18 protein-coding genes and 1 tRNA gene are annotated in these 21,858 nt (G+C 65.2%); 10 read left to right on the top strand and 9 right to left on the bottom strand.

Annotated elements, in window-relative coordinates:
- Nucleotides 1-12: 12 nt before the first annotated feature.
- Nucleotides 13-89 (bottom strand) — tRNA-Pro (locus IQ25_RS03165).
- 115 nt (nt 90-204) lie between these two features.
- Between IQ25_RS03165 and IQ25_RS03160 the strand changes: the two genes are divergently transcribed.
- Complete coding sequence (locus IQ25_RS03160) at nt 205-489, top strand: hypothetical protein (protein WP_144902114.1); 285 nt, start codon at nt 205-207, stop codon at nt 487-489.
- Here the strand turns inward: IQ25_RS03160 and IQ25_RS03155 are convergent.
- A complete protein-coding gene (locus IQ25_RS03155; protein WP_221236550.1) occupies nt 486-1,259 on the bottom strand; it encodes a sulfite exporter TauE/SafE family protein in 774 nt (257 codons plus the stop codon). The two genes, IQ25_RS03160 and IQ25_RS03155, sit on opposite strands and share 4 nt — an antisense overlap.
- Nucleotides 1,260-1,267: 8 nt before the next feature.
- Entirely contained in the window at nt 1,268-2,191 is a 924-nt protein-coding gene (locus IQ25_RS03150; protein WP_144902110.1) for an MBL fold metallo-hydrolase, read from the bottom strand.
- A gap of 112 nt (nt 2,192-2,303) precedes the next feature.
- Between IQ25_RS03150 and IQ25_RS03145 the strand changes: the two genes are divergently transcribed.
- The 6 genes from IQ25_RS03145 (at nt 2,304) to IQ25_RS03120 (ending at nt 8,977) form a co-directional block, all read left to right on the top strand.
- Nucleotides 2,304-2,618 carry an ArsR/SmtB family transcription factor gene (locus IQ25_RS03145; protein ID WP_144902108.1) on the top strand — a complete coding sequence of 105 codons (315 nt, stop codon included), beginning with the start codon at nt 2,304-2,306 and terminating at the stop codon, nt 2,616-2,618.
- Nucleotides 2,619-2,862: 244 nt separating this feature from the next.
- Nucleotides 2,863-3,489 carry a gluconate 2-dehydrogenase subunit 3 family protein gene (locus tag IQ25_RS03140; protein ID WP_144902106.1) on the top strand — a complete coding sequence of 209 codons (627 nt, stop codon included), beginning with the start codon at nt 2,863-2,865 and terminating at the stop codon, nt 3,487-3,489.
- 18 nt (nt 3,490-3,507) lie between these two features.
- Nucleotides 3,508-5,187, top strand: a complete 1,680-nt coding sequence (locus IQ25_RS03135) for a GMC oxidoreductase (protein ID WP_144902104.1) — start codon at nt 3,508-3,510, stop codon at nt 5,185-5,187.
- A gap of 1 nt (nt 5,188) precedes the next feature.
- Nucleotides 5,189-6,643, top strand: a complete 1,455-nt coding sequence (locus IQ25_RS03130; RefSeq protein WP_258536935.1) for an MFS transporter — start codon at nt 5,189-5,191, stop codon at nt 6,641-6,643.
- Nucleotides 6,644-6,705: 62 nt separating this feature from the next.
- Entirely contained in the window at nt 6,706-7,293 is a 588-nt protein-coding gene (locus tag IQ25_RS03125; protein ID WP_144902102.1) for an HD domain-containing protein, read from the top strand.
- Between the two features lie 100 nt (nt 7,294-7,393).
- Entirely contained in the window at nt 7,394-8,977 is a 1,584-nt protein-coding gene (locus IQ25_RS03120) for a fatty acid--CoA ligase (protein WP_144902100.1), read from the top strand.
- Nucleotides 8,978-9,101: 124 nt separating this feature from the next.
- Here IQ25_RS03120 and IQ25_RS03115 read toward each other — a convergent pair whose 3' ends face one another.
- The 6 genes from IQ25_RS03115 to IQ25_RS03090 form a co-directional block, all read right to left on the bottom strand.
- A complete protein-coding gene (locus IQ25_RS03115; protein WP_144902098.1) occupies nt 9,102-10,094 on the bottom strand; it encodes a DUF4402 domain-containing protein in 993 nt (330 codons plus the stop codon).
- On the bottom strand, nt 10,094-12,820 hold the full coding sequence (locus tag IQ25_RS03110) for a hypothetical protein (protein ID WP_144902096.1): 2,727 nt from the start codon (nt 12,818-12,820) through the stop codon (nt 10,094-10,096). Before IQ25_RS03110 ends, IQ25_RS03115 begins: the two co-directional genes overlap by 1 nt.
- Nucleotides 12,821-12,833: 13 nt before the next feature.
- The gene (locus IQ25_RS03105) at nt 12,834-13,763 is read right to left on the bottom strand and encodes a fimbrial biogenesis chaperone (RefSeq protein ID WP_144902094.1); all 930 of its coding nucleotides are present in this window, start codon (nt 13,761-13,763) and stop codon (nt 12,834-12,836) included.
- A 17-nt stretch (nt 13,764-13,780) separates the two neighbouring features.
- On the bottom strand, nt 13,781-14,188 hold the full coding sequence (locus IQ25_RS03100; protein ID WP_144902092.1) for a hypothetical protein: 408 nt from the start codon (nt 14,186-14,188) through the stop codon (nt 13,781-13,783).
- An 82-nt stretch (nt 14,189-14,270) separates the two neighbouring features.
- Nucleotides 14,271-14,795, bottom strand: coding sequence for a DUF4402 domain-containing protein (locus tag IQ25_RS03095; RefSeq protein ID WP_144902090.1), 525 nt, complete (start codon nt 14,793-14,795; stop codon nt 14,271-14,273).
- A gap of 587 nt (nt 14,796-15,382) precedes the next feature.
- Nucleotides 15,383-15,658: an HU family DNA-binding protein gene (locus IQ25_RS03090; protein ID WP_144902088.1), complete on the bottom strand. Its 276-nt coding sequence runs from the start codon at nt 15,656-15,658 to the stop codon at nt 15,383-15,385.
- A gap of 355 nt (nt 15,659-16,013) precedes the next feature.
- Between IQ25_RS03090 and IQ25_RS03085 the strand changes: the two genes are divergently transcribed.
- Genes IQ25_RS03085 through IQ25_RS03075 form a run of 3 tightly spaced genes read left to right on the top strand, consistent with a single transcriptional unit; the run spans nt 16,014 to nt 21,763 of the window.
- The gene (locus IQ25_RS03085; protein WP_221236551.1) at nt 16,014-17,213 is read left to right on the top strand and encodes an efflux RND transporter periplasmic adaptor subunit; all 1,200 of its coding nucleotides are present in this window, start codon (nt 16,014-16,016) and stop codon (nt 17,211-17,213) included.
- Between the two features lie 6 nt (nt 17,214-17,219).
- Complete coding sequence (locus tag IQ25_RS03080) at nt 17,220-20,357, top strand: efflux RND transporter permease subunit (protein WP_144902086.1); 3,138 nt, start codon at nt 17,220-17,222, stop codon at nt 20,355-20,357.
- Nucleotides 20,354-21,763: an efflux transporter outer membrane subunit gene (locus IQ25_RS03075; RefSeq protein ID WP_144902084.1), complete on the top strand. Its 1,410-nt coding sequence runs from the start codon at nt 20,354-20,356 to the stop codon at nt 21,761-21,763. The genes IQ25_RS03080 and IQ25_RS03075 overlap by 4 nt, the downstream gene beginning before the upstream one ends.
- Nucleotides 21,764-21,858 lie beyond the last annotated feature (95 nt).

Genomic DNA, 21,858 nt, shown 5'->3' with positions numbered 1-21,858 from the left:
ATTTAAGGAAAATGGTCGGGGAGATAGGATTCGAACCTACGACCCTCTGGTCCCAAACCAGATGCGCTACCAGGCTGCGCTACTCCCCGACTGGCCATGGCCCCTAGTTTCTATGTTCTGTGCGTGCAAGCGGAAACGTCTGATCTTGTCGCAAGTTGCTTTCGTCGATTGCTCCGGCGCACGCATTTCGCCACGAAGGCGGCGATGAGCAAGCGCCGCCGCCGATACCTGACCGCGACGATGCCCGATGGCTATGTGAAGACCATCGGGCCGACGTCCGACAGCTTCACCCACTACTGGCGCATCGTTGCAGAACTCGCCAACGGCAAGACCGAAGTGTTCTGGGGGCACACCCGGTCGCTGGCCGAAGCCCGCAAGAAGCAGGCCCCGGCCGCCGAAGCGGCTCGGATGCGCGGCTGGAAGAGCTTCGCCTTCGAGATCGCCGAACTCGTGGAAACGCCTGCGCCCGGCACGCCGCAGACGGACTAGCCGATCAGCGCAGGCACGCTCCGCGCCAGCATGTAGAGCGCAACCACCACGATCAGCCCCGCGAACAGGGTGTTGAGCGTGCCCTTGCTCGCGGCGAGGCGGGCCGACGCCTTTGTACCGAGCACCGTTCCGACCATGCCGCCCGCGATGAACGCGATGGCAATCGGCCAGTCGAGCATGCCGGAGGCGGCATAGTTCAGCGAGGTGGCAAGGCCAAAGGCGCTCACTGCGACGAGCGAAGTGCCGATGGCGCGGCCGATCGGCATTGAAGTGCTGGCGATCAGTGCGGGGACGATCAGGAAGCCGCCGCCAATGCCGAAGAAGCCCGAGAGCAGCCCCGTGCCCGCGCCGAAGGTCACCACGCGGGGAAGGTTGTCACGGTTGCAGACCACGCCTTCGATCCCCTCGGCACCGCGCCCGCGCCACATGAAGAAGGCAACCACGAGCATCAGCAGGGCGAAGAGTGCGAGCAGGCTCTGCCCATCCACGGCCTTGCCGATGGTCGAACCGCCCAGCGCGCCGAGCACGCCAGCGGCAGCAAACATGCCGCCACAGAGCCAGTTGACGTTGCGCGCACGGGCGTGGCTTGCAAGCCCCGACAGGGCGTTGGCCGCCACGGCCAGCGCGCTCGTGCCGATGGCCAGATGCGGGCTGGCGACACCGACGACATAGACCATCAGCGGCACGGCAAGGATCGACCCGCCGCCGCCGACAAGGCCGAGCACAAAGCCGACGATCACGCCCGAAAGGCCCGCCAGCAGGTGCTGCATGTCCCAGATCACAGGAGGTCGACCGGCAGCTTGAGGTAGCGCACGCCGTTGCTGTCAGGCTCGGGCATGTGGCCTGCGCGCATGTTGACCTGGATCGACGGCAGAATCAGCTTCGGCATGCCCAGCGTCGCATCGCGCGCTTCGCGCATGGCAACGAAGTTCTCTTCGCTCACGCCATCATGAACATGGACGTTGGCCGTGCGCTGCGCGCCGATCGTGGTCTCCCAGACGAACTGCGTGCGATTCGGTGCCTTGTAGTCATGGCACAGGAAGACGCGGGTCTCGTCCGGCAGAGCCATGAGGCGGCGGATCGATCGGTAGAGCATGCGGGCATCGCCGCCGGGGAAGTCGGCGCGGGCGGTGCCATAGTCGGGCATGAACAGGGTATCGCCGACGAAGACTGCATCGCCGATCACGAAAGCGAGGCAGGCTGGGGTATGACCGGGCACGTGCAGCGCGATGGCCTCGATTCCACCGACTTGGAAGGCATGGCCGTCATCCATGAGCAGGTCGAACTGGCTGCCGTCGCGCGCAAAGGCGGTGCCTTCGTTGAAGACCTTGCCGAACACCTCCTGTACGGTGGTGATTGCGCTGCCGATCACGATCTTGCCGCCCAGTTTCTCCTGCAGCCAGGGCGCGGCAGAAAGGTGGTCGGCATGGGCATGGGTTTCGAGCAGCCAGTCGACCGTCAGCCCTTCAGCGGCGACATGGGCGACGACCCGCTCTGCCGAAACGTGGCTGGTGCGGCCCGAGGCCTGATCGAAATCGAGCACCGGATCGATGATCGCAGCGCGGCGACTTGCAGGATCGTGGACGACGTGCGTGGCGGTGAAGGTCGCCTCGTCAAAGAAGGTGGTGACCACCGGCTGCACGCCGGATGCGTGGATGGCGCGGATCTGCGCGATGGCAGCATCGAGGGATGGATCGGACATGGTGGGCAACTCCTTCGCGCTTAAATATAATATGACACTAATATAAGGCAAGTCGAATTTAATCTCTGTCCCGCTCTTGTGCGCAGCGCAATCGGCGCTATCTGATCTGACGATGAAGCCCGCCAGCCTTGCCGATCTGAAGACCAACGCCGCCGCCATGGCCGGACGTATGCGCACCATGAGCCATCCCGAACGGCTGCTCATGCTCTGCCGCATGGACGAGGGTGAGGTTTCGGTGACCGAGCTGGTGGAACTGACCGGCCTGTCGCAATCGGCAGTCTCGCAGCACCTTGCCCGCCTGCGCGATGAAGGCGTGGTGGACAGTCGCGTCGCGGCGCAAGTGCGCTTCTACAGCCTGAAGGACGAGATCGTCCGCGCCATCATCCACGCGCTCTGCGAAATCTGCGAAGCCCGCGTAAACGGCTGATTTCGCTCAACAACTGCCTGCCAGACTACCTTGTCATTGCGAGCGTAGCGAAGCAATCCAGAGCGGTTTGCAGGGATGCTCTGGATCGCTTCTGTCGCTTCGCCGGCTCGCAATGGCGAAAGGAAAGGGGAGCGTGGCACCCCTCGCGCAACCCTCTTGCGGTCCGATGCAAAATTAGAGTATTCATTCTTATATTGGCATGGCGCTGTCACCGGCGTCTTGCGCAAGGGAGAATGATCGCCTCATGCCGCAAAGTGCAAAGCGTGGCTGGAACCGCCGCGAGTTCGTCAGCGCTTCGGCGCTTGTCGCGGTGGCGCTTGGACTGCCTGCTGCTGCTGTCAGCCTCACCCGCCTCGAATCGGCCGATGCCCCGAGCGACCGCCAGCGCCTGCTGATGGAGGACGTCAGCCAACTGGTCATCCCGCGTTCGGCAACGGCCGGCGCTGGCGAGGTGGGGGCGGGCGACTTTGCGATTCTCGCGCTCGCGCACGGCCTCGACGGCTCGCGCACGCCCTTGAAGGACCAGACAGCCTATGCCCGCTTTACCCGCAACGACGGATCGATCCGCCACGTCGCCTGGCTGGAGAAGGAACTCGATACCCGCGCAGGCGGAGACTTTTTGAAGGCTCCCGCAGAAGCCCGCTTCGCCCTGCTCAAGGCGCTCGACGCCGAGGCCTTTGCCAGCCGTGAGAGCGAGAGCCCGTGGAAGGCAATCAAGGGCCTGATCCTCACCGGCTACTACACCAGCGAAGTCGGCGGGTCGCAGGAACTGCGATACGAACCGGTGCCCGGTCGCTTCGATCCCGACCTGCCGCTGACGCCCGATTTCCGGGCGATTTCCAACGACTGGACTGCCGTCGATTTCGGCTGAGATACAGGACTGACTGACATGCAATTCGACGCGATCGTGGTCGGCTCCGGGATCACCGGCGGGTGGGCCGCCAAGGAACTGACGCAGGCGGGCCTCAAGGTCTTGATGATCGAGCGCGGGCGCGAAATCGTCCACGGCGAATACGAAACCGAGATGAAGACGCCGTGGGAAATGCCCTTCCGGGGCCGCGGCGACGCGGCGCAATACGTCCGCGAATATCAGGTCCAGATGAAGAACCGGCACTTCAACGAGTTCACGCAAGGCCACTTCGTCAACGACAAGGATAACCCTTACGCGACCGCGCCGGAAACCGATTTCACCTGGTTCCGCTCCTACCAGCTAGGCGGCCGTTCGCTGACCTGGGGCCGCCAGTCCTATCGCTGGTCGGACTACGATTTCGGCGCGAACAAGCGTGACGGCCACGGCACCGACTGGCCGATCCGCTATGCCGACCTCGCGCCATGGTACGACAAGGTCGAGGAGTTCATCGGCGTCTCGGGCGCGGCGGAGGGCTTGCCCCAGTTGCCCGACGGCAAGTTCCAGCCGCCAATGGCGCTCAATGTCGTCGAACAGCACGTGCGCAAGGTCGTGGCGGACAAGTACGGCCGCTGCGTCACCGTGGGCCGCGTGGCCAACATGACCGAAGCCAAGCCCGACGAGGGCCGCTCGGCCTGCCAGAACCGCTCGATCTGCGCGCGCGGCTGCTCTTTCGGTGCTTACTTCTCGACGCAGTCGAGCACGCTTCCCGCCGCCAAGGCTACCGGAAATCTCACCGTGGTGACCGACGCCATCGTCGAGGCGGTGGACTACGACCCCAGGACGAAGCGCGTGACGGGGGTGCGCTACGTGAACACCAGGGACGGCACGCGCGGGTCCGCCACCGCCCGCCTCGTGTTCCTCAATGCAGGCGCATTCAACTCGGTCCACCTCCTGCTAAATTCGCGCAGCGAGGCCATGCCGACCGGCCTTGCCAATTCCAGCGGCGTGCTCGGCACGCAGATCATGGACCACGCCAACACGCTGTCCACCATCGCGCTGTTCCCGCAATTCGGTGACCGCACAACTTTCGGCAACCGCCCGACCGGTGCGATCATCGCGCGCTATCGCAACATGGACACGATGGACGGCGTCGGCCACACCCGCGGCTTTTCGTTCCAGGGTGGCGCGCTGCAGAGCAACTGGGGTGCGGGCAAGCGCGAGGCGGGGATCGGCGCGGAGCTCAAGGACAAGCTGCACCAACCCGGCATGTGGCGCTTCGTCCTGGTCGCCTTCGCCGATTGCGTACCGCGCGACAGCAACCGCCTGACGCTCGACAAGGTCAGGACCGACCGTTTCGGGATCCCGCAACTCCACGTCGAATTCGCGTTCGGCAAGGAAGAGCAGGCGGCGCTCGCACAGGCCAAGGCCGATGCGGCGGAAATGATGACCGCAGCGGGCGGCAATGTAATCATGGGTCTCGACCAGCCCGGACCCGGCGGCACCGCGATCCACGAGATGGGCGGCGCGCGCATGGGGCTCGATCCGAAGACCTCGGTCCTCAACAAATGGAGCCAGGCGCACGACATCCCGAACCTGTTCGTCACCGATGGTGCGCAGATGGCCTCCTCGGCCTGCCAGAACCCGTCGCTCACCTACATGGCGCTGACGGCGCGGGCCTGCGACGCGGCAGTGAAGATGCTGCGCGAAGGCTCCATCTGACGTGACCTCTACAGCCATCGCAGGCATGACCGAGCGGCAGAAAAGCCTCGCCTTCTTCACCCTGATCACCGCGCTGGTGCTCGAGATCGTCGACGTGACGATCATCAACACCGCGCTCCCTGCCATGCAGGCAGACTTTGCCGCGCGCGGGCAGGATCTGGGCGGCAGCGCAGCGCAATGGATCGCGGCAGGATATTCGCTCGCCTTCGGGCTGCTGCTGATTCTCGGTGGACGGCTGGGCGACCTGTTCGGTGGCCGGGCGATGTTCCTCACCGGCGTTGCAGGCTTTACCTTCGCCTCGGCGCTCTGCGGCATGGCGGCTGACCCGCAGCTGCTGATTGCCGCGCGCGTGCTGCAGGGCGCGGCGGGTGCGGTCATGGCGCCGCAGGTCATGGCGGTGATCCAGATCCTCTACGATCCGGTCGAACGCATCGGACGTCTGGCATGGTTCGGCGTGATCGGTGGCCTTGCCGGCATTGCCGGGCCGATTATCGGCGGACTGCTGATCTCGGCAGACATTGCCGGGCTCGGCTGGCGCACCGTGTTCCTGATCAACCTGCCGATCGGGATCGCCGCTTTCGTTGCCGGGTGGCGCTATCTGCCGCGCGAAGTGGCGCACAAGGGCGGGCGGATCGACGTGATTGGCACACTTGCCTTCGGCGCAGCGCTCGCCGCCATGCTCTTTCCGCTGGTGCGTGGCGAACACGCCGGGCTCGATACGGGGAGCCTCCTGCTGCTGGCCGCCTCGCCGCTGTTGATGTGGGCGGCATGGCGCGGCCTTGTCGTTCGGGCCCGCGCAGGCCGCCCGGTGATCTTTCCGCCCGAACTGATCCACAACCGCCTGTTTCGCACCGGCGCGCTGATCGGCCTCGTGTTCTCGGCGGCAAACACCGGCTTCCTCTTCGTCTTTGCCCACGCACTGCAATCGCGACTGGGCTTCTCGCCGTTGCAGACCGGCCTCGTCCACATCCCTTTCAGCGCGGGCGTGATGATCGGCATGGGTTTCCTTGGCCGCCGCTACCTCGCCAGGGCGGGCAAGTGGGTGATGGTATGCGCCTCGCTCGCCCTGTTCGTGGCCGATACTGCGGCGCTCGGCTGGATCGCATTGGGCGGCCCCGGCCTGCCGCTTCTCCTGCCCGCGCTGCTGCTGGCGGGCGTCGGCATGGGCACGCTCTCCGGCCCGGTCTCGCCCGTCGCTCTTGCGCGCGTGGACCGTTCCCACGCAGGCGCGGCCAGCGGCATTCTCAAGACCGTGCTGCAGATGGGTAGCGCCTTTGGCATCGCGCTCGTCGGCAGTGCATACTTCGCACTGGGCGGACCGGACATGGCGCAAGGGCCGGGCGGCGTCTATGCCGCGCTCGGCGTCATCCTCGTCCTGCTTGCCGGATGCCTCGCCCTCGCGCTTTCGCTGCCCGACCAGATATTTGCGGTCGAGGCCTCTTCCCAAGCGGCATAATCGCGATACTCTCGTCGGCAACCAGATGCGCCGAGAATGCGCACGGGGAGAGGATTCGCGCGATGGAAGAGCTGCCGACCGCAAAGTTCCACACCATGACCGAGGGCACCCAGGAAGACTGGGACGCCATCATGATTCACCTGAAGCCCCATTCCCGCAACGGCGGCGCGCGGGTGCTCGATCACTTGCGCCTGCTAGAAGGCGATTGCGGCGGCTTCGCGGTCGACCGGCTGACCCACTGCCTCCAGACCGCCACCCGCGCCCACCGCGACGGGCGTGCCGAGGACTACGTGGTCATGGCCCTGCTGCACGACATCGGCGATACGCTCGGCGCCTACAACCACCCGGATATTGCCGCCGCGATCCTCAAGCCCTTCGTGTCCGAGGAATTGCTGTGGATCGTCCAGCACCACGGCATCTTCCAGGGCTACAACTTCTTCCACTTCATCGGCCTTGACCGCAATCTGCGCGACAAGTTTGCCGACCACCCCCATGCCGCCGCCACCGCCGAGTTCATCGAGAAGTACGATTGCCCCGCCTTCGACCCTGACTACGACACCCTGCCGCTCGAATTCTTTGAGCCGATGGTCATGCGCCTGTTCGAAAAGCCACTGAACAGCATCTACAAGAAGGCCATGGCCGAGGCTTGAGGCAGTCTGCCCCACCCGACGCACACTGTCACGATTGGCAGGCTTGCGCCCAGCCTTAATTGCGTGATTAACTGCGCAAAATCGCTTGGGAGAGCAAGACATGGCCGACGCAGCCGTGAAGCCTACAACGGCAGAACGCACCGCAGACCTGTTCACGTTCGAAGAGTTTCTGCGCTTCTGGGCCGATGACCGCCCGCAAGGCACCGCTCTCGACGGCCCGGACCGCACTCTCACCTACGGCGAACTCGAAGCCACTACGGCTCAAGCCGTCGCCGGTCTGCATGACCTTGGCCTCGTCAAAGGGGACCGCATTGCGTGGTTCGGCAAGAACAGCACGCTCTACTTCACCCTGTTTTTCGCCGCTGCGCGCCTTGGCGTGGTCATGGTGCCGATCGGCTGGCGGCTTGCGCCTGCCGAGGCGACGTGGATCGCAGACGATGCCAACGCCAAGGTTGTGTTCCTCGGGCAGGGCTTCGAAGGCCTCGCCGATGCCTTCTCCGCACTGCCCGACGTCCGCATCGCGATGACGCAGGACGATGCCTGGCGCTGGATCGATGCACAGCAACCCGCCCCCTTCGAAACGGCCGGCCCCGACGATGCCGTGCTGCAGCTCTACACCTCTGGCACCACCGGAAACCCCAAGGGCGCGGTGCTGTCCAACCGCAACCTGTTCGGCCTGCGCAAGCAGTCGCTCGGCAGCGACCAGCCCTACACCACGATGACCGACGACGAGGCGATCCTCGTTGCCATGCCCTGCGCCCACATCGGCGGCACTGGTCTTGGCGTCATGGCCATCGGCGCGGGACTCCCCGGCATCATTCTTGCCGAATTCGAACCGCGCGCGGTGTTCGACGCGGTCGAGCAAAAGGGCGTAACGCGCTTCTTCATCGTACCCGCCGCGCTGCAGATGCTGCTCAACCACGCCGACTGCGCGAGCGTCGATTTCTCCCGTGTGAAATACATCATCTACGGAGCCTCACCGATCCCGCTCGTGCTGCTGCGCGAATGCATTGCCATGTTCAAGGCCGAGTTCATCCAGGCCTATGGCATGACCGAGACCACCGGCACGATCTGCATGCTCCCGCCCGAAGATCACTGTGTCGAAGGCAACCAGCGCATGCGCTCGGCCGGCAAGCCGCTGCCCGGCGTTGAGGTTCGCGTGGTGGGTGAGAATGGCGAAGCGTTGGGTCCGAACGAGATCGGCGAGATCCAGACCCGCTCGTCCAACAACATGCTCGGCTATTGGAACCTGCCTGAAGCCACCGCCAAGACCATGACCCCCGACGGCTGGATCGCCACTGGAGACGCGGGCTATCTCGACGACGACGGCTACGTTTACATGCACGACCGCATCAAGGACATGATCATCTCGGGGGGAGAGAACGTCTATCCAGCCCAGGTCGAAAGCGCGATCTACGGCCACCCCGACGTGCTCGAAGTCGCTGTCATCGGCGTGCCGGACGCGATATGGGGTGAGGCGGTCAAGGCTGTCTGCGTGCCCAAGCCCGGCCACGCGATCGATCCGCAATCGATCATCGACTGGACGCGCGAGCGGCTGGCAGGCTTCAAGGTGCCCAAGTCGGTCGATGTGATCGATGCACTCCCCCGCAACCCTTCCGGCAAGATCCTGCGCCGCACCTTGCGCGAACCCTATTGGGCGGGACTCGAGCGTCAGGTGAACTGAATCCCAATCGCCCTGAACACCCAACCCCCGTCGCCCCGGCGCAGGCCGGGGCCCATGACTGCGCGATCTCGCACACCCTTCAAGACCCGAGCAAAGCTTGAAGGCCAAGCCCAAAGCGCCTCCCTCAATTGTACTGTACCGTCACCGTCACCGTGCCCGTAAACGTTCCCAGCGCGCTCGAGCCCGACAGCGGCACCGTACCGCCCACATTGACCTGCGCACTGCCCGCCGATCCGGTCGAACCGCTCAGCACTTGTGCGCCGCCCCCGGTGTTTGTCAGCGTCGCCGTCACCGATCCGCTGCTGCCCGAAAGCGTCACCGAACTCGGCACCGATACCGTCACCGCCTGACCGCCTTCGCCGCTCACCGTGAACTGCGCCGCCGTTGCGGCGGGCGTGGGGAAGCGGCGAACGTTGGTACCGGTCACCGAGGCTACGCCGCCCGGCGTCAAAGTCAGCGTGCCCGAACCACTGCTCGGCCGCGTCACGCTTCCGAACTGCAGGTCCTGCGTCTTGGCGATGCTGATCGGCCGGATCACCTTGGCAAGGATATTGCCGACCAGCGAATCCGCACCGCCCCCCGATGCACGCTGCGCGGTGATGAGGTACGACGACACCGCATTGCCGGTCGGGTCGGCGGAATCGTTTCCATCCACCGGCAGGTCGAAGCCGATCAGGAAGGTGCGTGCCGAACTGCGCGGGATCGGTGCGAGGTTGATCACGATATAGCTCCCGGCGCTGAACGCGGAAGTGATCGAGGCGGTACCGTTCGCAAGGCTGATCGCGGTGATGTAGGCCAGGCGTCCCGAAGGTGTCCCCGCAAGTGAGAGTTGCACCTGCACGTTGGTCGAATTGCAGGCGTTGGTGTTGCTGCAAGAGATCGTCACGACCGCGTTTGCAGCCGTACCCGAAAGCCGCACGCCGCTGCCCGAAACCAGCGTTACTCCACCCGATGTCGCACTCGACCGGAACACTGACTGCCCGGACGCCGCAGAAACGATGTCGCCGAAATTGGCATCGGTGATCGTGTCCACCGAATAGCTCTGCGCCTGCGCTGCACTTCCGGCATAAAGCGATGCGGACAGCAGCATCAGGGCCGCAAGGATCAGGCGGAGCATTAGCGGGAAACCATCTGTGTCGGCTGGTTGAAGGCTACTTCGCCCGAAGCGTCAATGCTGCGCCCGTCAGCCCCCACGGTCACGAATACGGGTTCCTTCAAATGCATCCCCAGCCGTATCGCCTGTTCCGGATCGATCTCCAGCGCATAGCGCCCCGGCTTCACTTCGTCGAACACCGCAGTGCCGTCGAACTCGGTCATGCCTTGCACGACCACGCCCTTGGTCGAAACCAGCCGCAGCTTGACCGCGGACAGCCCGCTCAGGGCGCCCTCGCGCCCGCGGAAACGGATGCGCGCGACAAGCTCCGAAGTCGGCACCATCGGGTAGGCGATCTGCGCGACGTTTCCGGCGCGCGCGGCAAATGTGATGTTCTGTGGCGGCGGCGCGACGAACATGGTGTCAGCGCCCGAAACATCGGCGCGCAGCGTGGTCATCGTGCCATCGCCCAGCCCGGTCACGAACGCGCGCCCTTTCGCGTCGGTCACCGTCTTCAGCCCTCCACCCTGAATGACCACGCCCGGTACCGCTTCCTCGCCCGCGTCGCGCGTGCCGTTGGCGTTTGCGTCGATGAACGCCAGCAGCGCCGCGCTGGCGCCATTGGCAGGTCCCGGAGGGGTCATGCGGTAGCGCCCTTTGAGCGGATCGCGGGCGATGCCGAAGTTGAGCTGCACGCCGACCCGCCAGCGGTTCTGACTGGTCGACCAGTCACCGCCGAACGTGGCTGTCGCCATCGGCAGGCGCGCGGTAAAGCCAGCCTGCAACGCGGTGTCATGCCCTGAAAAGTTGCGTGTCGCGCCAAGCCGCAGGCTGTAGCGCTCGCCGATCGCGCGGTCGGCGGCAAAGCCCAGCGTCTCCAGCCGCGTGCCCGGCTTGAGACGGAAATCCGCAGTCGCCCGAAGCTGCCACTTGTAGTCGATCAGCCGCATCGCGCCGAGGTTCGCATTGATCCGCGTGTCGGAAAAGCTCCCCTGCGTGCGGCGGCTGTAGTCTGCGCCTATGGCCAGCAGGGTCTGCCCGACATTGGCCGTGGTGCGCGCGCGGGCCGAAAGCGTCTGCCCGCCATCGCTGAACTCGGCGCGGTCGAAGCGGCCCGAAACAGGCAGGCCGAGCGATCCCGGCAGCGGCACGGCCAGGTCGAAAACCACTTCGCTGTAGCGGCGCATTGCCCGGCCCGGATCGAACAGCGTGTTGGCCTCGTCGGCAAAGCCGCCGCCATATTCCACGTGCCGCCCAAGGAAGCTGATCCCCTTGATCCGTCCGGCCAGACCCAGAGAGACGGCGCGGCCCTTGCCGAAATCGCTCGCCAGATCGGCTTGCACCGCAAGCCCCATCAGCGAGGTGCGTGTGCCGAGCGAGCCCATCGTGTGCGCAGTGCCGCCAAAGTCCGTGAAGCGCGAAAGGCCGGCGGCTACCGTCATGTGCTCGCTGATCCCGTGGGCGATGTTGAACGTCGCGCGCAGGTCGCCCTTGCCCTTGGAAAAGCCGCTGAGGTTGGCATCCGACAGGTCGATCAGCGTGCGGTCCTGCGCCACCACGCCCAGGTCCACCGTGGTCTTCCCCGCCGCCAGCTGCCCGCCACCGACATTGATAACCCGCGTCCGCTCGAGCCGTTCGCCACGCGGGCCATAGAGCACCACGCGCAATGCATTGCGCCCGCGCACCAGCGGAATGTCGTTGAATTCATAACGTCCCTGCGCGGTTGACCCGCGCTGCGCTGACCGCAGGATGTCGTTGACGTAGAGTTCCGCGTCATAGCCGATCGGCAGTTCGCCGCGCAGGTTGATGCGCTGGAACACGCTCGCCTCGTCGAAGCGCGATGACGAGAACACGAAGCCCGCCCCGCCAAGGCTGCGTGCGCCGATCACTTGCGGCGGCGTGAACACATCGCCTGCCGAGGCCGAAGTGCCGCCCAGCGAGCCCAGCAGCCGCCCTTCCTCCGAACGCCGCGTAAAGGCCACGCGCGCCGAGGACGGCTTGCCCTGATCGTCCGTCGCCAGCCACGCCGAAAAGCCGGTCTGCAGCAGGTCAGCCGCAACGCGCCCCTCGAACCGCGTCACGGCGCGCCCCCCGCTCGTGCCACCTTCGCTGTTGTAGCCAAGTTCGGTGGTGAAATCGAATGAGGGCGCGCTCGCCCAGCGATAGGGCGTCGCCACGCGCAGCGCGTCGTCCTGCTGCTCGGGCGCTCCGGCAAGGCCTGCCATGCGGGCAAGGCGCTCGCGCTGTGCCTGCAGCGGCAGCTTCTCGGTCGCCTCAAGCGTCAGGATCATCTCGTCGGCCACCGATGTGATGCGCAACGGCAGGAGCTTGGCAATCAGCGAGGCGCGAAGGTAGATGTCGGTTTCGGTGATCAGGCTGTCGGGTGGAATCAGCGCGACGACCTTGCCGCCGATCAGCGCCTGGCCGGACTTGAGATCGATGGTGATAGGGCGCTGGCCTTCGCCGACGCGGCCCGAGGCGATGCCATTGGCCACGTCTATGTCGAGCGGGATCTCGAGCAGGCGCGACAGCTCGCCCAGCGGCAGCAATGGATCTGCCGGATCGCCATAGGCCGTCAGCGCCTCGCTGATCGTGGTGCCGTCCAGCTGGACCGAGAACAGCAGAAGGTCGCTGGCCGAATATGACGCAGTGCCCTGCGCCGGGGCCGAAGCCTCGACGTGTTGCGCAGGCGCAACCGGTCCCTCCGGCGGACCGCTGCTGCCAGCGGTTGCCAGGGCCAGGATACCCAATGTCGTAAGCATATCAGGGGGCGGTGTAGGTCCCGCTGGCGATGGCGACGGGCTTCTTGCCGTCGTCCGCGCTGTAGGTTGCGGTCACCACTTCGCCCTTCTTGAGCGGACGCAGCAGCGGCACCAGCGCCTCGCGCTCGTCGGCCTCGGGATAGACCGCGATGCCGCGTGCGACGCCGACGATCTCCTTGGCCGTGCGCAATTCGATGTTACCGTAGAGCGAGGTCGTGCCCTTGCGGCGCAGCGTGACCGAGAGGGCAGGCCCTTCACGCACGGTGGCAGCCGCCATCGGACCGATGCTCCCTGTCGCGTCAGGCTCGCCGCCCCTCACGATCAGCGGGATCGAGATGCCGAAGACCGACTGGATGCGCAGCACCAGCTCGCCCTTTTCCGCAGCCGCCGCCTGTTCGGCGGTCAGCCCGGTATCGGGTGCAGGCACGGTGGTGACAGTCAGGTGCGTGCGGTACTCGCTCGTGTCGGCGCCATCGGCCAGCGTGGCGCGCACGCGGATGGTCTTGCCCTGGCCCGGCGGCAGCGTCAGGCGGCTGGGCGCTGCCAGCACGAAGGGCTTGGCCGAACGGACTTTCGCGCCCGCCGCTTCGCCCGCAGCCCCGCGCTCGCCAAGGCGCGATAGCGGCACGATCTCGCCCGAAGGCAGCATCGCGTTGTCGATCAGCGCGACGTCGACCGCGACCGGCGTCGTCCCCTGGTTGAACACATAGACCGCTTCGGTGCGCTTGGTGCGATCAAAGATCACGCGGCGCGGAGTGATGTTGATGTTGGCCGCCGCCGCCTGCACCGGCACGCTCACTTGTGCAGCGTCGGCCTTGGGCGCGGTAATCGGCAGCGACGCCTGCTGCGCCCAGGCGCCGACCGGCGACAGCAGCGGCAGCAAGGCCAGCATCGTCCTGGAATAGCGCTTCATGGCAAGATCAGCTTTCATTGTGCCCACCCAACCGGTCAGTTGAACTGGGCGAGAAACAGGATCGAACTTCCGCCCGGCGATGCTGCACGTATCGTGCTGCGCAGGCGGGCAGGGGATGCGGCAGACTGGAGCAGGTCGATGCGGTAAACCCCGCTCGCCATCACCACCACGCCGCTTTCGCGTGACGCACTCTGGCCGCCGGGCTTGCGCCCCGACATCAGCAGAGAGACGGAATCGCCGGCATCTCCGTTGAGAAACACCGCCGAGACCGTATCGCTCAGGATATCGAACGAAAAGCCTGCCCCCACCGGCTCGACGATGACGACCGATGCGCTTGCTTCAGCGGTTGCGGCGTGGGCGACCGGAGACAGGTCCAAGGCCGCGCCCGCGATCAGAACGGCAGCGGCAAATTGCCGCGCGTGGTTCCTTGTCGTTGTGCGCATTGCCTGTCCCCCTCCTGCCTCCGGTACCCTGCCGCCCGGAGAGGTGCCGCATGATTACGGCACATCTCTCCGGAGAGTCACCTCACTGATACGTGACGGTAACCGTGAAGTTGCCGGTATAGGCGCCAGTCGCCTGGGTGTCAGGCAGGCTGAACGAGCCACCGACGTTGAGCGTCGACGAACCGGCAGCGGCCAGCGCGCCGGAAAGCGTCACGGTCGAACCGAAGTCGGGCAGCAGCGTGACTGCGATGGTGTTGGTGCCGCTCGTCAGGTTCACGCTCGACGGGATCGAGGCCGTGACCGACTGGCCGCCTTCGCCGTCAACCGTGAACTGCGCACGGCTGGTGGTGCTGGCAAGCGCAACCGCGCCGCTGGCTGCAACGACCGTGTTGCCGGTGTTCGCCAACGTGACGGTGCCCGTTCCGCCGGTGCGCGGACGCACGATACGGCCGAAGGCGAGGTCGCTGTTCTTGGTGATCGTCAGCGGGCGCACGATCGTGACCGAGCCCGATGCGGTCGCACTGCTGGTATTCGCGGCCTGGGCGAAGGCGGAGCCTCCGGCCAGCAGCCCGGCGGCAACAGCCGCACTGGCAAGCAACTTCTTCATCTCAATTCCCCTTTCCAAAGCCCCGGAGCCACCGGAGCCGTCCCGAAGAGGATTGCGCAAACCCTTGTGCAATCCATTGCCGACAAGTGGCCGGACTGAGGGAAGCCCTAGGTGTAGCTGCCTAAGCAAAGGTTAACGTGCTGCGGGTCGGGAACGGCAGATATTAACCACAGCAGGTTCGGTTGGGGGTTAAACTATGTTATAAATAACAATGAGATAATGGGTCTTGTCGGGCGAGTGGTTTGTGAAAGTTTAGCTTAACTTAATGTCAGCAAGGGGATGTCCCGGTCAGTTTCATTAACTAAAGTTGTAAGGGAAAACTGCTGCACGGTAAGGAACTAACAGCCGCCCATGAAGTACCGGACATCACTTGTGATCCGGCCAGATACTCCGATTCGGATGTAACCTGGGCGATCTTTCGTCGATTCGGTGCAACTGTCTGGATAATTGCGGTTAACTGTGTCCGCCGAGGCGAGCGCAACTGGGCTCAAGCCTGCCGATCGGGCGCAGCCATTTCTAGAGCTGCCGTCATCCAATCGCAAAGGTGGACCCGGCGCCCGCGTTGGCAGGCGCCGGTCCGGAACGGATCAGCCGTTCAGCTTGTCCTTGACCGCCTTTGCAGCCGAGAAGGTCAGCTTGTTCGAAGCTGCGATCTGGATGGTGGCGCCGGTCGAGGGGTTGCGGCCTTCACGGGCCGGGGTGTTCTTGACCTTGAACTTGCCGAAGCCGTTCAGCGAGACTTCCTCGCCCTTCGCGGCTGCGTCGGCGATCGCTGCAAAAACGCTGTCGACGACCTTGCGGGCGTCTGCCTTGGTGAGGCCGTGGCTTGCTGCGATGGAATCGGCGAGGTCGCTGTTGTTCATTGTCCTGATGTCCTCTGCTGGAAAGGGAGCGCACGGCTAACGCATGGCGAACCGCGAAAGCCATGGCCTTTGCGCGTCTTTCCACTGAATTTCACAGGCGCCGAACGATTTTAGTTCGATTTTGGGCTTGTGCTGCGTCGAATCGGCATTTCGCGGGAACTTGCAGGGCATTTGTAACTTTGTGTCGCAGCCCGCGACCTTCCCAATCAAGGGACGTGCTTGGCTGCAGCAATATGCTAGACACCGGCTTCAAGGCCCTTTCGCACTTGCGAAGTAAGAGTGGATTGCGTGCAGCGTGATTCGCTCTGAAGCAGTGCCGGAATGTGCAGATTGGCGTTTTCGAGTGAGACTGTCCTTGCGCTCCAGCATCCGTAATTCGTTCTTCGCAGGCACTGTGGTGCCAGCCATTTTTGCGCCAGCCACAGTCGTCATCGCGTCTCTGACGCTTGGTGCCTGCGGTTCGTCCGACGCTTCAAAACCCAAGCCGACCCCGGTCGTCGGCGTAATGATCGCAAAGACAGAGCCGGTCGAACTGACGGCAGAACTCTCCGGACGCACCGAAGCGTCCGAGATCGCCGAAGTGCGCCCTCAAGTCGCCGGCATCGTGATGCAGCGACTGTTCCAGGAAGGCTCGTTCGTGCGCGCTGGCCAACCGCTCTACCAGATCGATTCCCGCCTTTACGCGGCCAGTCAGGCGCAAGCCTCGGCATCGCTCGCTGCCGCGCAGGCCACCGTCGAGGCCAATCGTCTCAAGGCCGAGCGCTTCGAGGCGCTGGCGTTGCAGGGCGGCGTCAGCAAGCAGGACGCAGCCGATGCGCGCGCCGCCTACAACCAGTCGCGGGCCGCCGTCGGCCAGGCTCGGGCTGCACTGGCCTCGGCGCAGGTCAACCTCGGCTTCACCCGCGTGTCCTCGCCGATCAGCGGACGCATCGGCATCTCGATGGTCACCAAGGGCGCGCTCGTCACCAATGCCCAGACCACGCCCATGGCCAAAGTCCAGCGGCTCGATCCGATGTACGTCAACATCAAGCAGTCGGGCGCAGACTTCATCGCGCTGCGGCGTGCGATCGAAAGCGGCAAGCTGGTCTCGGGCGCGGCCCCGGTCACCGTCGTCCTGCCCGATGGCAGCACCTATCCCGTGGCAGGCAAGCTCAATCCCGCCGATATCGACGTCGACCCCGAAACCGGCACGATCACCGTGCGCGCCGTCGTGCCCAATCCTAGGGGTGAACTCCTACCCGGCCTGTTCGTCCGCGCCCGCGTTTCACAGGGCACCGTGCCTAACGGCATCCTGATTCCCCAGGCTGCGGTCAGCCGTGACCCGCGCGGACGCGCCAGTGTGCTGGTTGCAAATGCCAAGGACGAACTCGAGAAGCGCGAGATCGTTGCCGACAGCCCGGTCGGCCAGAACTGGCTGGTGACCTCCGGCCTCAAGCCCGGTGAAAGGGTCGTCGTCGAAGGACTCATCAACGCGCGCGAAGGGCAGAAGGCCAAGGTCGTACCTGCCGGCAGCAAGCCGAAGCCCGAAACGGCTTCCCAGAGCGGCGGGAACTGATCCCGGATGATTTCCCGCTTTTTCGCGCACCGACCGATCTTTGCCTGGGTGCTCGCCATCGTGATCATGGCTGCCGGTCTGATCGCGGTTCGCACCATGGGCGTCGAGCAATACCCCGATATCGCCCCGCCCACAGTCTCGATCAACGCGTCCTATGGCGGCGCCGATGCCGCCACGGTCGAAAACTCGGTCACGCAGGTCCTTGAGCAGCAGCTCAAGGGCCTCGACGGGATGCTCTACTTCACCTCCACTTCGTCCAACGGATCTGCAAACATCACCGTCACGTTTGACAAGGGCACCGACCCCGATACTGCGCAAGTGCAGGTCCAGAACGCGATCTCGCGTGCGGTCAGCCGGTTGCCCGCCGTGGTTCAGCAGCAGGGCGTCAACGTCAACAAGGCGCAGTCCGACCAGCTGATGGTCGTCTCGATCTATGACAAGACCGGCCGCGCCACCAATTCAGACATCTCCGACTACCTGACCACCCATTTCCAGGACCCGCTCTCGCGCGTGGAGGGCGTAGGCAGCACCAACGTCTTCGGCGGATCCTTCGCGATGCGTATCTGGCTCGATCCGCTGCGCCTCGCGGCGGTCCAGCTCATGCCGTCTGACGTCACAGCAGCGCTGCAGGCCCAGAACACCCAGGTCGCCGCGGGCGAGATCGGCGGCAATCCCGCACCCGAAGGCCAGCGTCTCAATGCCACGGTCACCGCTCGCTCGCGTCTCGAAACGCCCGAGCAGTTCGAAAACGTTGTGGTCAAGACCAACGTCGATGGCTCGGTGGTCAAGCTCAAGGACGTCGCCCGCGTCGAAATGGGCGAGGAAAGCTACGGCTCGCTCAGCAAGTTCAACGGCTTTCCCGCAACCGGCCTGTCGATCAGCCTCGCCTCGGGCGCCAACGCCACCCGGACGGCCGATCTCGTCAAGGCCGAGGTGGAGAACCTCGCCAAGGACCTGCCCGAGGGCTACGCCGTCGCCTACCCGCGTGACAGCAGCATCTTCGTCAAGCTCTCGATCGAGGAAGTTGTGTGGTCGCTGTTCGAGGCCATCGTCCTGGTCGTGGTGGTGATGTTCGTGTTCCTGCAGAGCTGGCGCGCCACGCTGATCCCGGCGATTGCCGTGCCGGTCGTGCTGCTCGGTACTTTCGGCGTGCTCTCGCTGGTCGGCTACACGATCAACACGCTGACCATGTTCGGCGTCGTCCTCGCCATCGGCCTGCTGGTCGATGACGCCATCGTCGTGGTCGAGAACGTCGAGCGCGTGATGCACGAGGAAGGGCTCGGCCCCCTCGAAGCCACCGTCAAGTCGATGGAGGAGATCACTTCGGCCCTGATCGGCATCACGCTGGTGCTCACCGCCGTGTTCGTGCCGATGGCCTTCTTCGGCGGCTCCACCGGCGCGATCTATCGCCAGTTCTCGGTGACCATCGTCTCGGCCATGTCCCTGTCCGTGCTCGTCGCACTGGTCTTCACGCCTGCGCTCTGCGCCACCCTGCTCAAGCCGCTCGAAGCGCACGAGAAGCCCAAGGGCCTGTTCTTCAGCGCCTTCAACAACGGTTATGCCAATCTCGAAGGTCGCTACCGCTCGCGCCTAGCCCGCGTGGTCGGTCGCCCGCGCCCGTGGCTGATCGTCTTCGCGGGCATCACCATTGCCATGGTGCTGCTCTACGTCCGCCTGCCGACGAGCTTCCTGCCCGACGAGGATCAGGGCAACCTGTCGCTCAGCTACCAGCTCCCGGTCGGCTCCACCGCCGAGCAGACCCGCGCCGTCGCCAACGAGATCTCCGACTACATCCGCAAGACCGAAGCCGACAACATCAAGGCCGTGTTCGTCGTGATGGGCCGTGGACAGTCGGGCTCTGCGCAGAATGCGGGACAGGGCTTCGTGCTGCTCAAGGACTGGTCCGAACGCAAGGGCGCCGACAGCTCCGCCGCTGCCATTGCCGAACGACTCAACGGCTACTTCCGCAAGTCGCGCGCTGCACAGATTTTCGTGCTCTCCCCGCCGCCGATCCGTGGCCTCGGCCAGTCGGCCGGCTTCGAGATGTGGATTCAGGACAGTGCTGGTGCCGGTCGTGAAGCGCTCACCGCCGCTCGCCGCCAGCTGACCAAGATGGCAGGCGACGACGATCGCCTTGCACAGGTCCGCCTGAGCGGCCTTGAAGACACCCCGCAGCTCAAGGTCGATATCGATGACGATGCCCTGACCGCCTTCCAGATCGCGCCCGCCAGCGCCAACTCCACGCTCTCCATCGCCTGGGGCGGGCTCTACGTGAACGACTTCGTCGATCGGGGCCGCGTCAAGCGCGTCTATGTCCAGGGCGATGCGCCCTACAGGTCCAAGCCTTCCGACCTCGGCCAGTGGTTCGTGCGCAGCGCCAATGGCGAGATGGCCCCGTTCTCTGCCTTCGCCTCATCGCGCTGGACGCAGGGCCCGGTCCGGCTCGATCGCTTCAACGGCATCGCCGCCCAGCAATTGAGCGGCAGTGGGGCACCCGGCGTGAGCTCGGGCGAGGCGATGCAGATCATGGAGGACAATGCAGGGCAGCTCGAGGGCAGCTTCACGCCTGCATGGAGTGGCCTGTCGTATCAGGAGCGCGCCGCCTCCAGCCAGTCCACGCTGCTCTATGCAGCTTCGGTCTTCTTCATCTTCCTGTGCCTTGCCGCGCTTTATGAAAGCTGGTCCGTGCCGGTTGCGGTACTGCTGGTGATCCCGCTGGGCATCATCGGCGCGGTCCTTGCCGTCACCTTGCGCGGCTATGACAACGACATCTACTTCCAGGTGGCCCTGCTCACCACCATCGGCCTCTCGGCCAAGAACGCGATCCTCATCGTCGAGTTCGCCGAATTCGCCATGGCCAAAGGCGCGACACCTGTCGCCGCGGCGCTGGAGGGCGCGCGCCTTCGTCTGCGTCCGATCATCATGACCAGCGTCGCCTTCATCGCGGGCGTTGTGCCGCTGGTCCTGGCCGACGGGGCAGGGGCCAACGGCCGCCGCGCGATCGGCACCGGCGTGATGGGCGGCATGCTCTCGGCCACGGTGCTGGCGATCTTCCTCGTGCCGGTGTTCTTCGTCGTGGTGAAGGGCCTGTTCAATCGCAAGAAGCCTGAGACCGGGCCGCAAGTGCAGGGAGAACCGGCATGAAGCTCCGCGCGATCATCGCCATGCTGCCCGCAGCCTCGCTCGCGGCCTGCAACCTTGCGCCCAAGTACGTTCAGCCCGCAGCCCCCGTGCCGCAGACGCTCCCGCAAGGCGGCGCCTATCCGGTGCTGGCGAGCGGCGAGACAACAGCCGACGCGCTCGGCTGGCGCGAATTCTTCACCGACGCCCGCCTGCAGCAAGTCATCGCAAAGGCGCTGGCCGAGAACCGCAACCTGCGCGCCACGCTCGCCAATGTGGAAAGGGCCCGCGCGCTCTACCGCGTAAACCGCGCCGCCCTGTTCCCCATCGTCAACGCCTCGGGCACGCTCTCTGCAGTGCAGGGCACGGCCGGCCGGGTGACCGACAACTTCCTCGTCCAGGCCGGTACCAGCGCCTACGAGATCGACCTCTGGGGCCGCTTGCGGAACCAGAGCCAGAGCGCTCTCGAAAGCTATTTGGCGACCGACGAAGGCCGCAAGGCCACCCAGATCGCACTCGTCGCAGAAACCGCAAGCGCATGGCTGTCCTACGCGGCCACCGCCGATGCACTGCGCATCGCCGAGGAAACCGTCGCCTCGCGCAGGCAGACGCTCGACGTCAACGTGCGGCGAGAGGCCAACGGCATCGGCACCAGGCTCGACGTCGCAACCGCCACCACCGCGCTCAACAGCGCCGAGGCGGCAGTCGCCGAATTCAGCACCAGTCTTGCACAAGCCCGCAACGCGCTCGAACTGATCGCGGGTGGCCCGCTTGCGGATGACCTTCTGCCGACCACGCTCGGCATAGCCGATCAGGTGCGCGATGCCCTGCCGGTCGGCGTGTCGTCCGAGGTGCTCTTGCGCCGTCCGGACGTCCTCGCCGCCGAGCATGACCTGAAGGCGACATATGCCGACATTGGCGCTGCCCGCGCAGCGTTCTTCCCCACGCTCTCGCTCACAGGCCTGTTCGGCTTTGCCAGCGCAGGGCTGACCAGCATCTTCAGCAGCGGCGATTTCCAGAAGACCGCCAACGCCGCCGTGCGCCAGCGCATCTTCGACGGCGGTGCGACGGCCAACAACCTTGCCGCTGCCAAAGCCTCGCGCGATGCGGCGCTCGCAACCTACGAGCGCACGATCCAGACCGCTTTCCGCGAAGTCGCCGATGCCCTCGCGCGGCGCGGCACCATTGATGAAAGCGTTCGCGCCCAGACCTCGCTCGAAGCCAACGCCGCCACCGCCTACCGGCTCAGCCAGTTGCGCTACGATTCCGGCGTCGCCAACTATCTCGAACCGCTCGACGCCCAGCGCACGCTCTACAACGCGCGCCAGTCGCTCGTCTCGGTGAGGCTGACCAAGGCCAGCAACATGGTTGAACTCTACCGCGCCCTGGGCGGTGGACTGGTCGAAACGACGGCTGCGCCAAAGCAATAGCGCCCTCTGCATTCCCGCCTGCGTAGGTAGCTCTGCCCACCAGCGTAATGGGTCCCGGCCTTGGCCGGGACGACGCGGGATAGGGCAACACCATC

It is taken from the genome of Novosphingobium taihuense (assembly GCF_007830315.1).
Lineage (GTDB): Bacteria > Pseudomonadota > Alphaproteobacteria > Sphingomonadales > Sphingomonadaceae > Novosphingobium > Novosphingobium taihuense.
This window is presented reverse-complemented; position numbering and strand designations above follow the sequence as displayed.

Coding starts and splice junctions, on each gene's coding strand:
- IQ25_RS03160 (WP_144902114.1), top strand. CDS start 205: ATGAGCAAGCGCCGCCGCCGATACCTGACCGCGACGATGCCCGATGGC.
- IQ25_RS03155 (WP_221236550.1), bottom strand. CDS start 1,259: ATGCAGCACCTGCTGGCGGGCCTTTCGGGCGTGATCGTCGGCTTTGTG.
- IQ25_RS03150 (WP_144902110.1), bottom strand. CDS start 2,191: ATGTCCGATCCATCCCTCGATGCTGCCATCGCGCAGATCCGCGCCATC.
- IQ25_RS03145 (WP_144902108.1), top strand. CDS start 2,304: ATGAAGCCCGCCAGCCTTGCCGATCTGAAGACCAACGCCGCCGCCATG.
- IQ25_RS03140 (WP_144902106.1), top strand. CDS start 2,863: ATGCCGCAAAGTGCAAAGCGTGGCTGGAACCGCCGCGAGTTCGTCAGC.
- IQ25_RS03135 (WP_144902104.1), top strand. CDS start 3,508: ATGCAATTCGACGCGATCGTGGTCGGCTCCGGGATCACCGGCGGGTGG.
- IQ25_RS03125 (WP_144902102.1), top strand. CDS start 6,706: ATGGAAGAGCTGCCGACCGCAAAGTTCCACACCATGACCGAGGGCACC.
- IQ25_RS03120 (WP_144902100.1), top strand. CDS start 7,394: ATGGCCGACGCAGCCGTGAAGCCTACAACGGCAGAACGCACCGCAGAC.
- IQ25_RS03115 (WP_144902098.1), bottom strand. CDS start 10,094: ATGCTCCGCCTGATCCTTGCGGCCCTGATGCTGCTGTCCGCATCGCTT.
- IQ25_RS03105 (WP_144902094.1), bottom strand. CDS start 13,763: ATGAAAGCTGATCTTGCCATGAAGCGCTATTCCAGGACGATGCTGGCC.
- IQ25_RS03100 (WP_144902092.1), bottom strand. CDS start 14,188: ATGCGCACAACGACAAGGAACCACGCGCGGCAATTTGCCGCTGCCGTT.
- IQ25_RS03095 (WP_144902090.1), bottom strand. CDS start 14,795: ATGAAGAAGTTGCTTGCCAGTGCGGCTGTTGCCGCCGGGCTGCTGGCC.
- IQ25_RS03090 (WP_144902088.1), bottom strand. CDS start 15,658: ATGAACAACAGCGACCTCGCCGATTCCATCGCAGCAAGCCACGGCCTC.
- IQ25_RS03080 (WP_144902086.1), top strand. CDS start 17,220: ATGATTTCCCGCTTTTTCGCGCACCGACCGATCTTTGCCTGGGTGCTC.
- IQ25_RS03075 (WP_144902084.1), top strand. CDS start 20,354: ATGAAGCTCCGCGCGATCATCGCCATGCTGCCCGCAGCCTCGCTCGCG.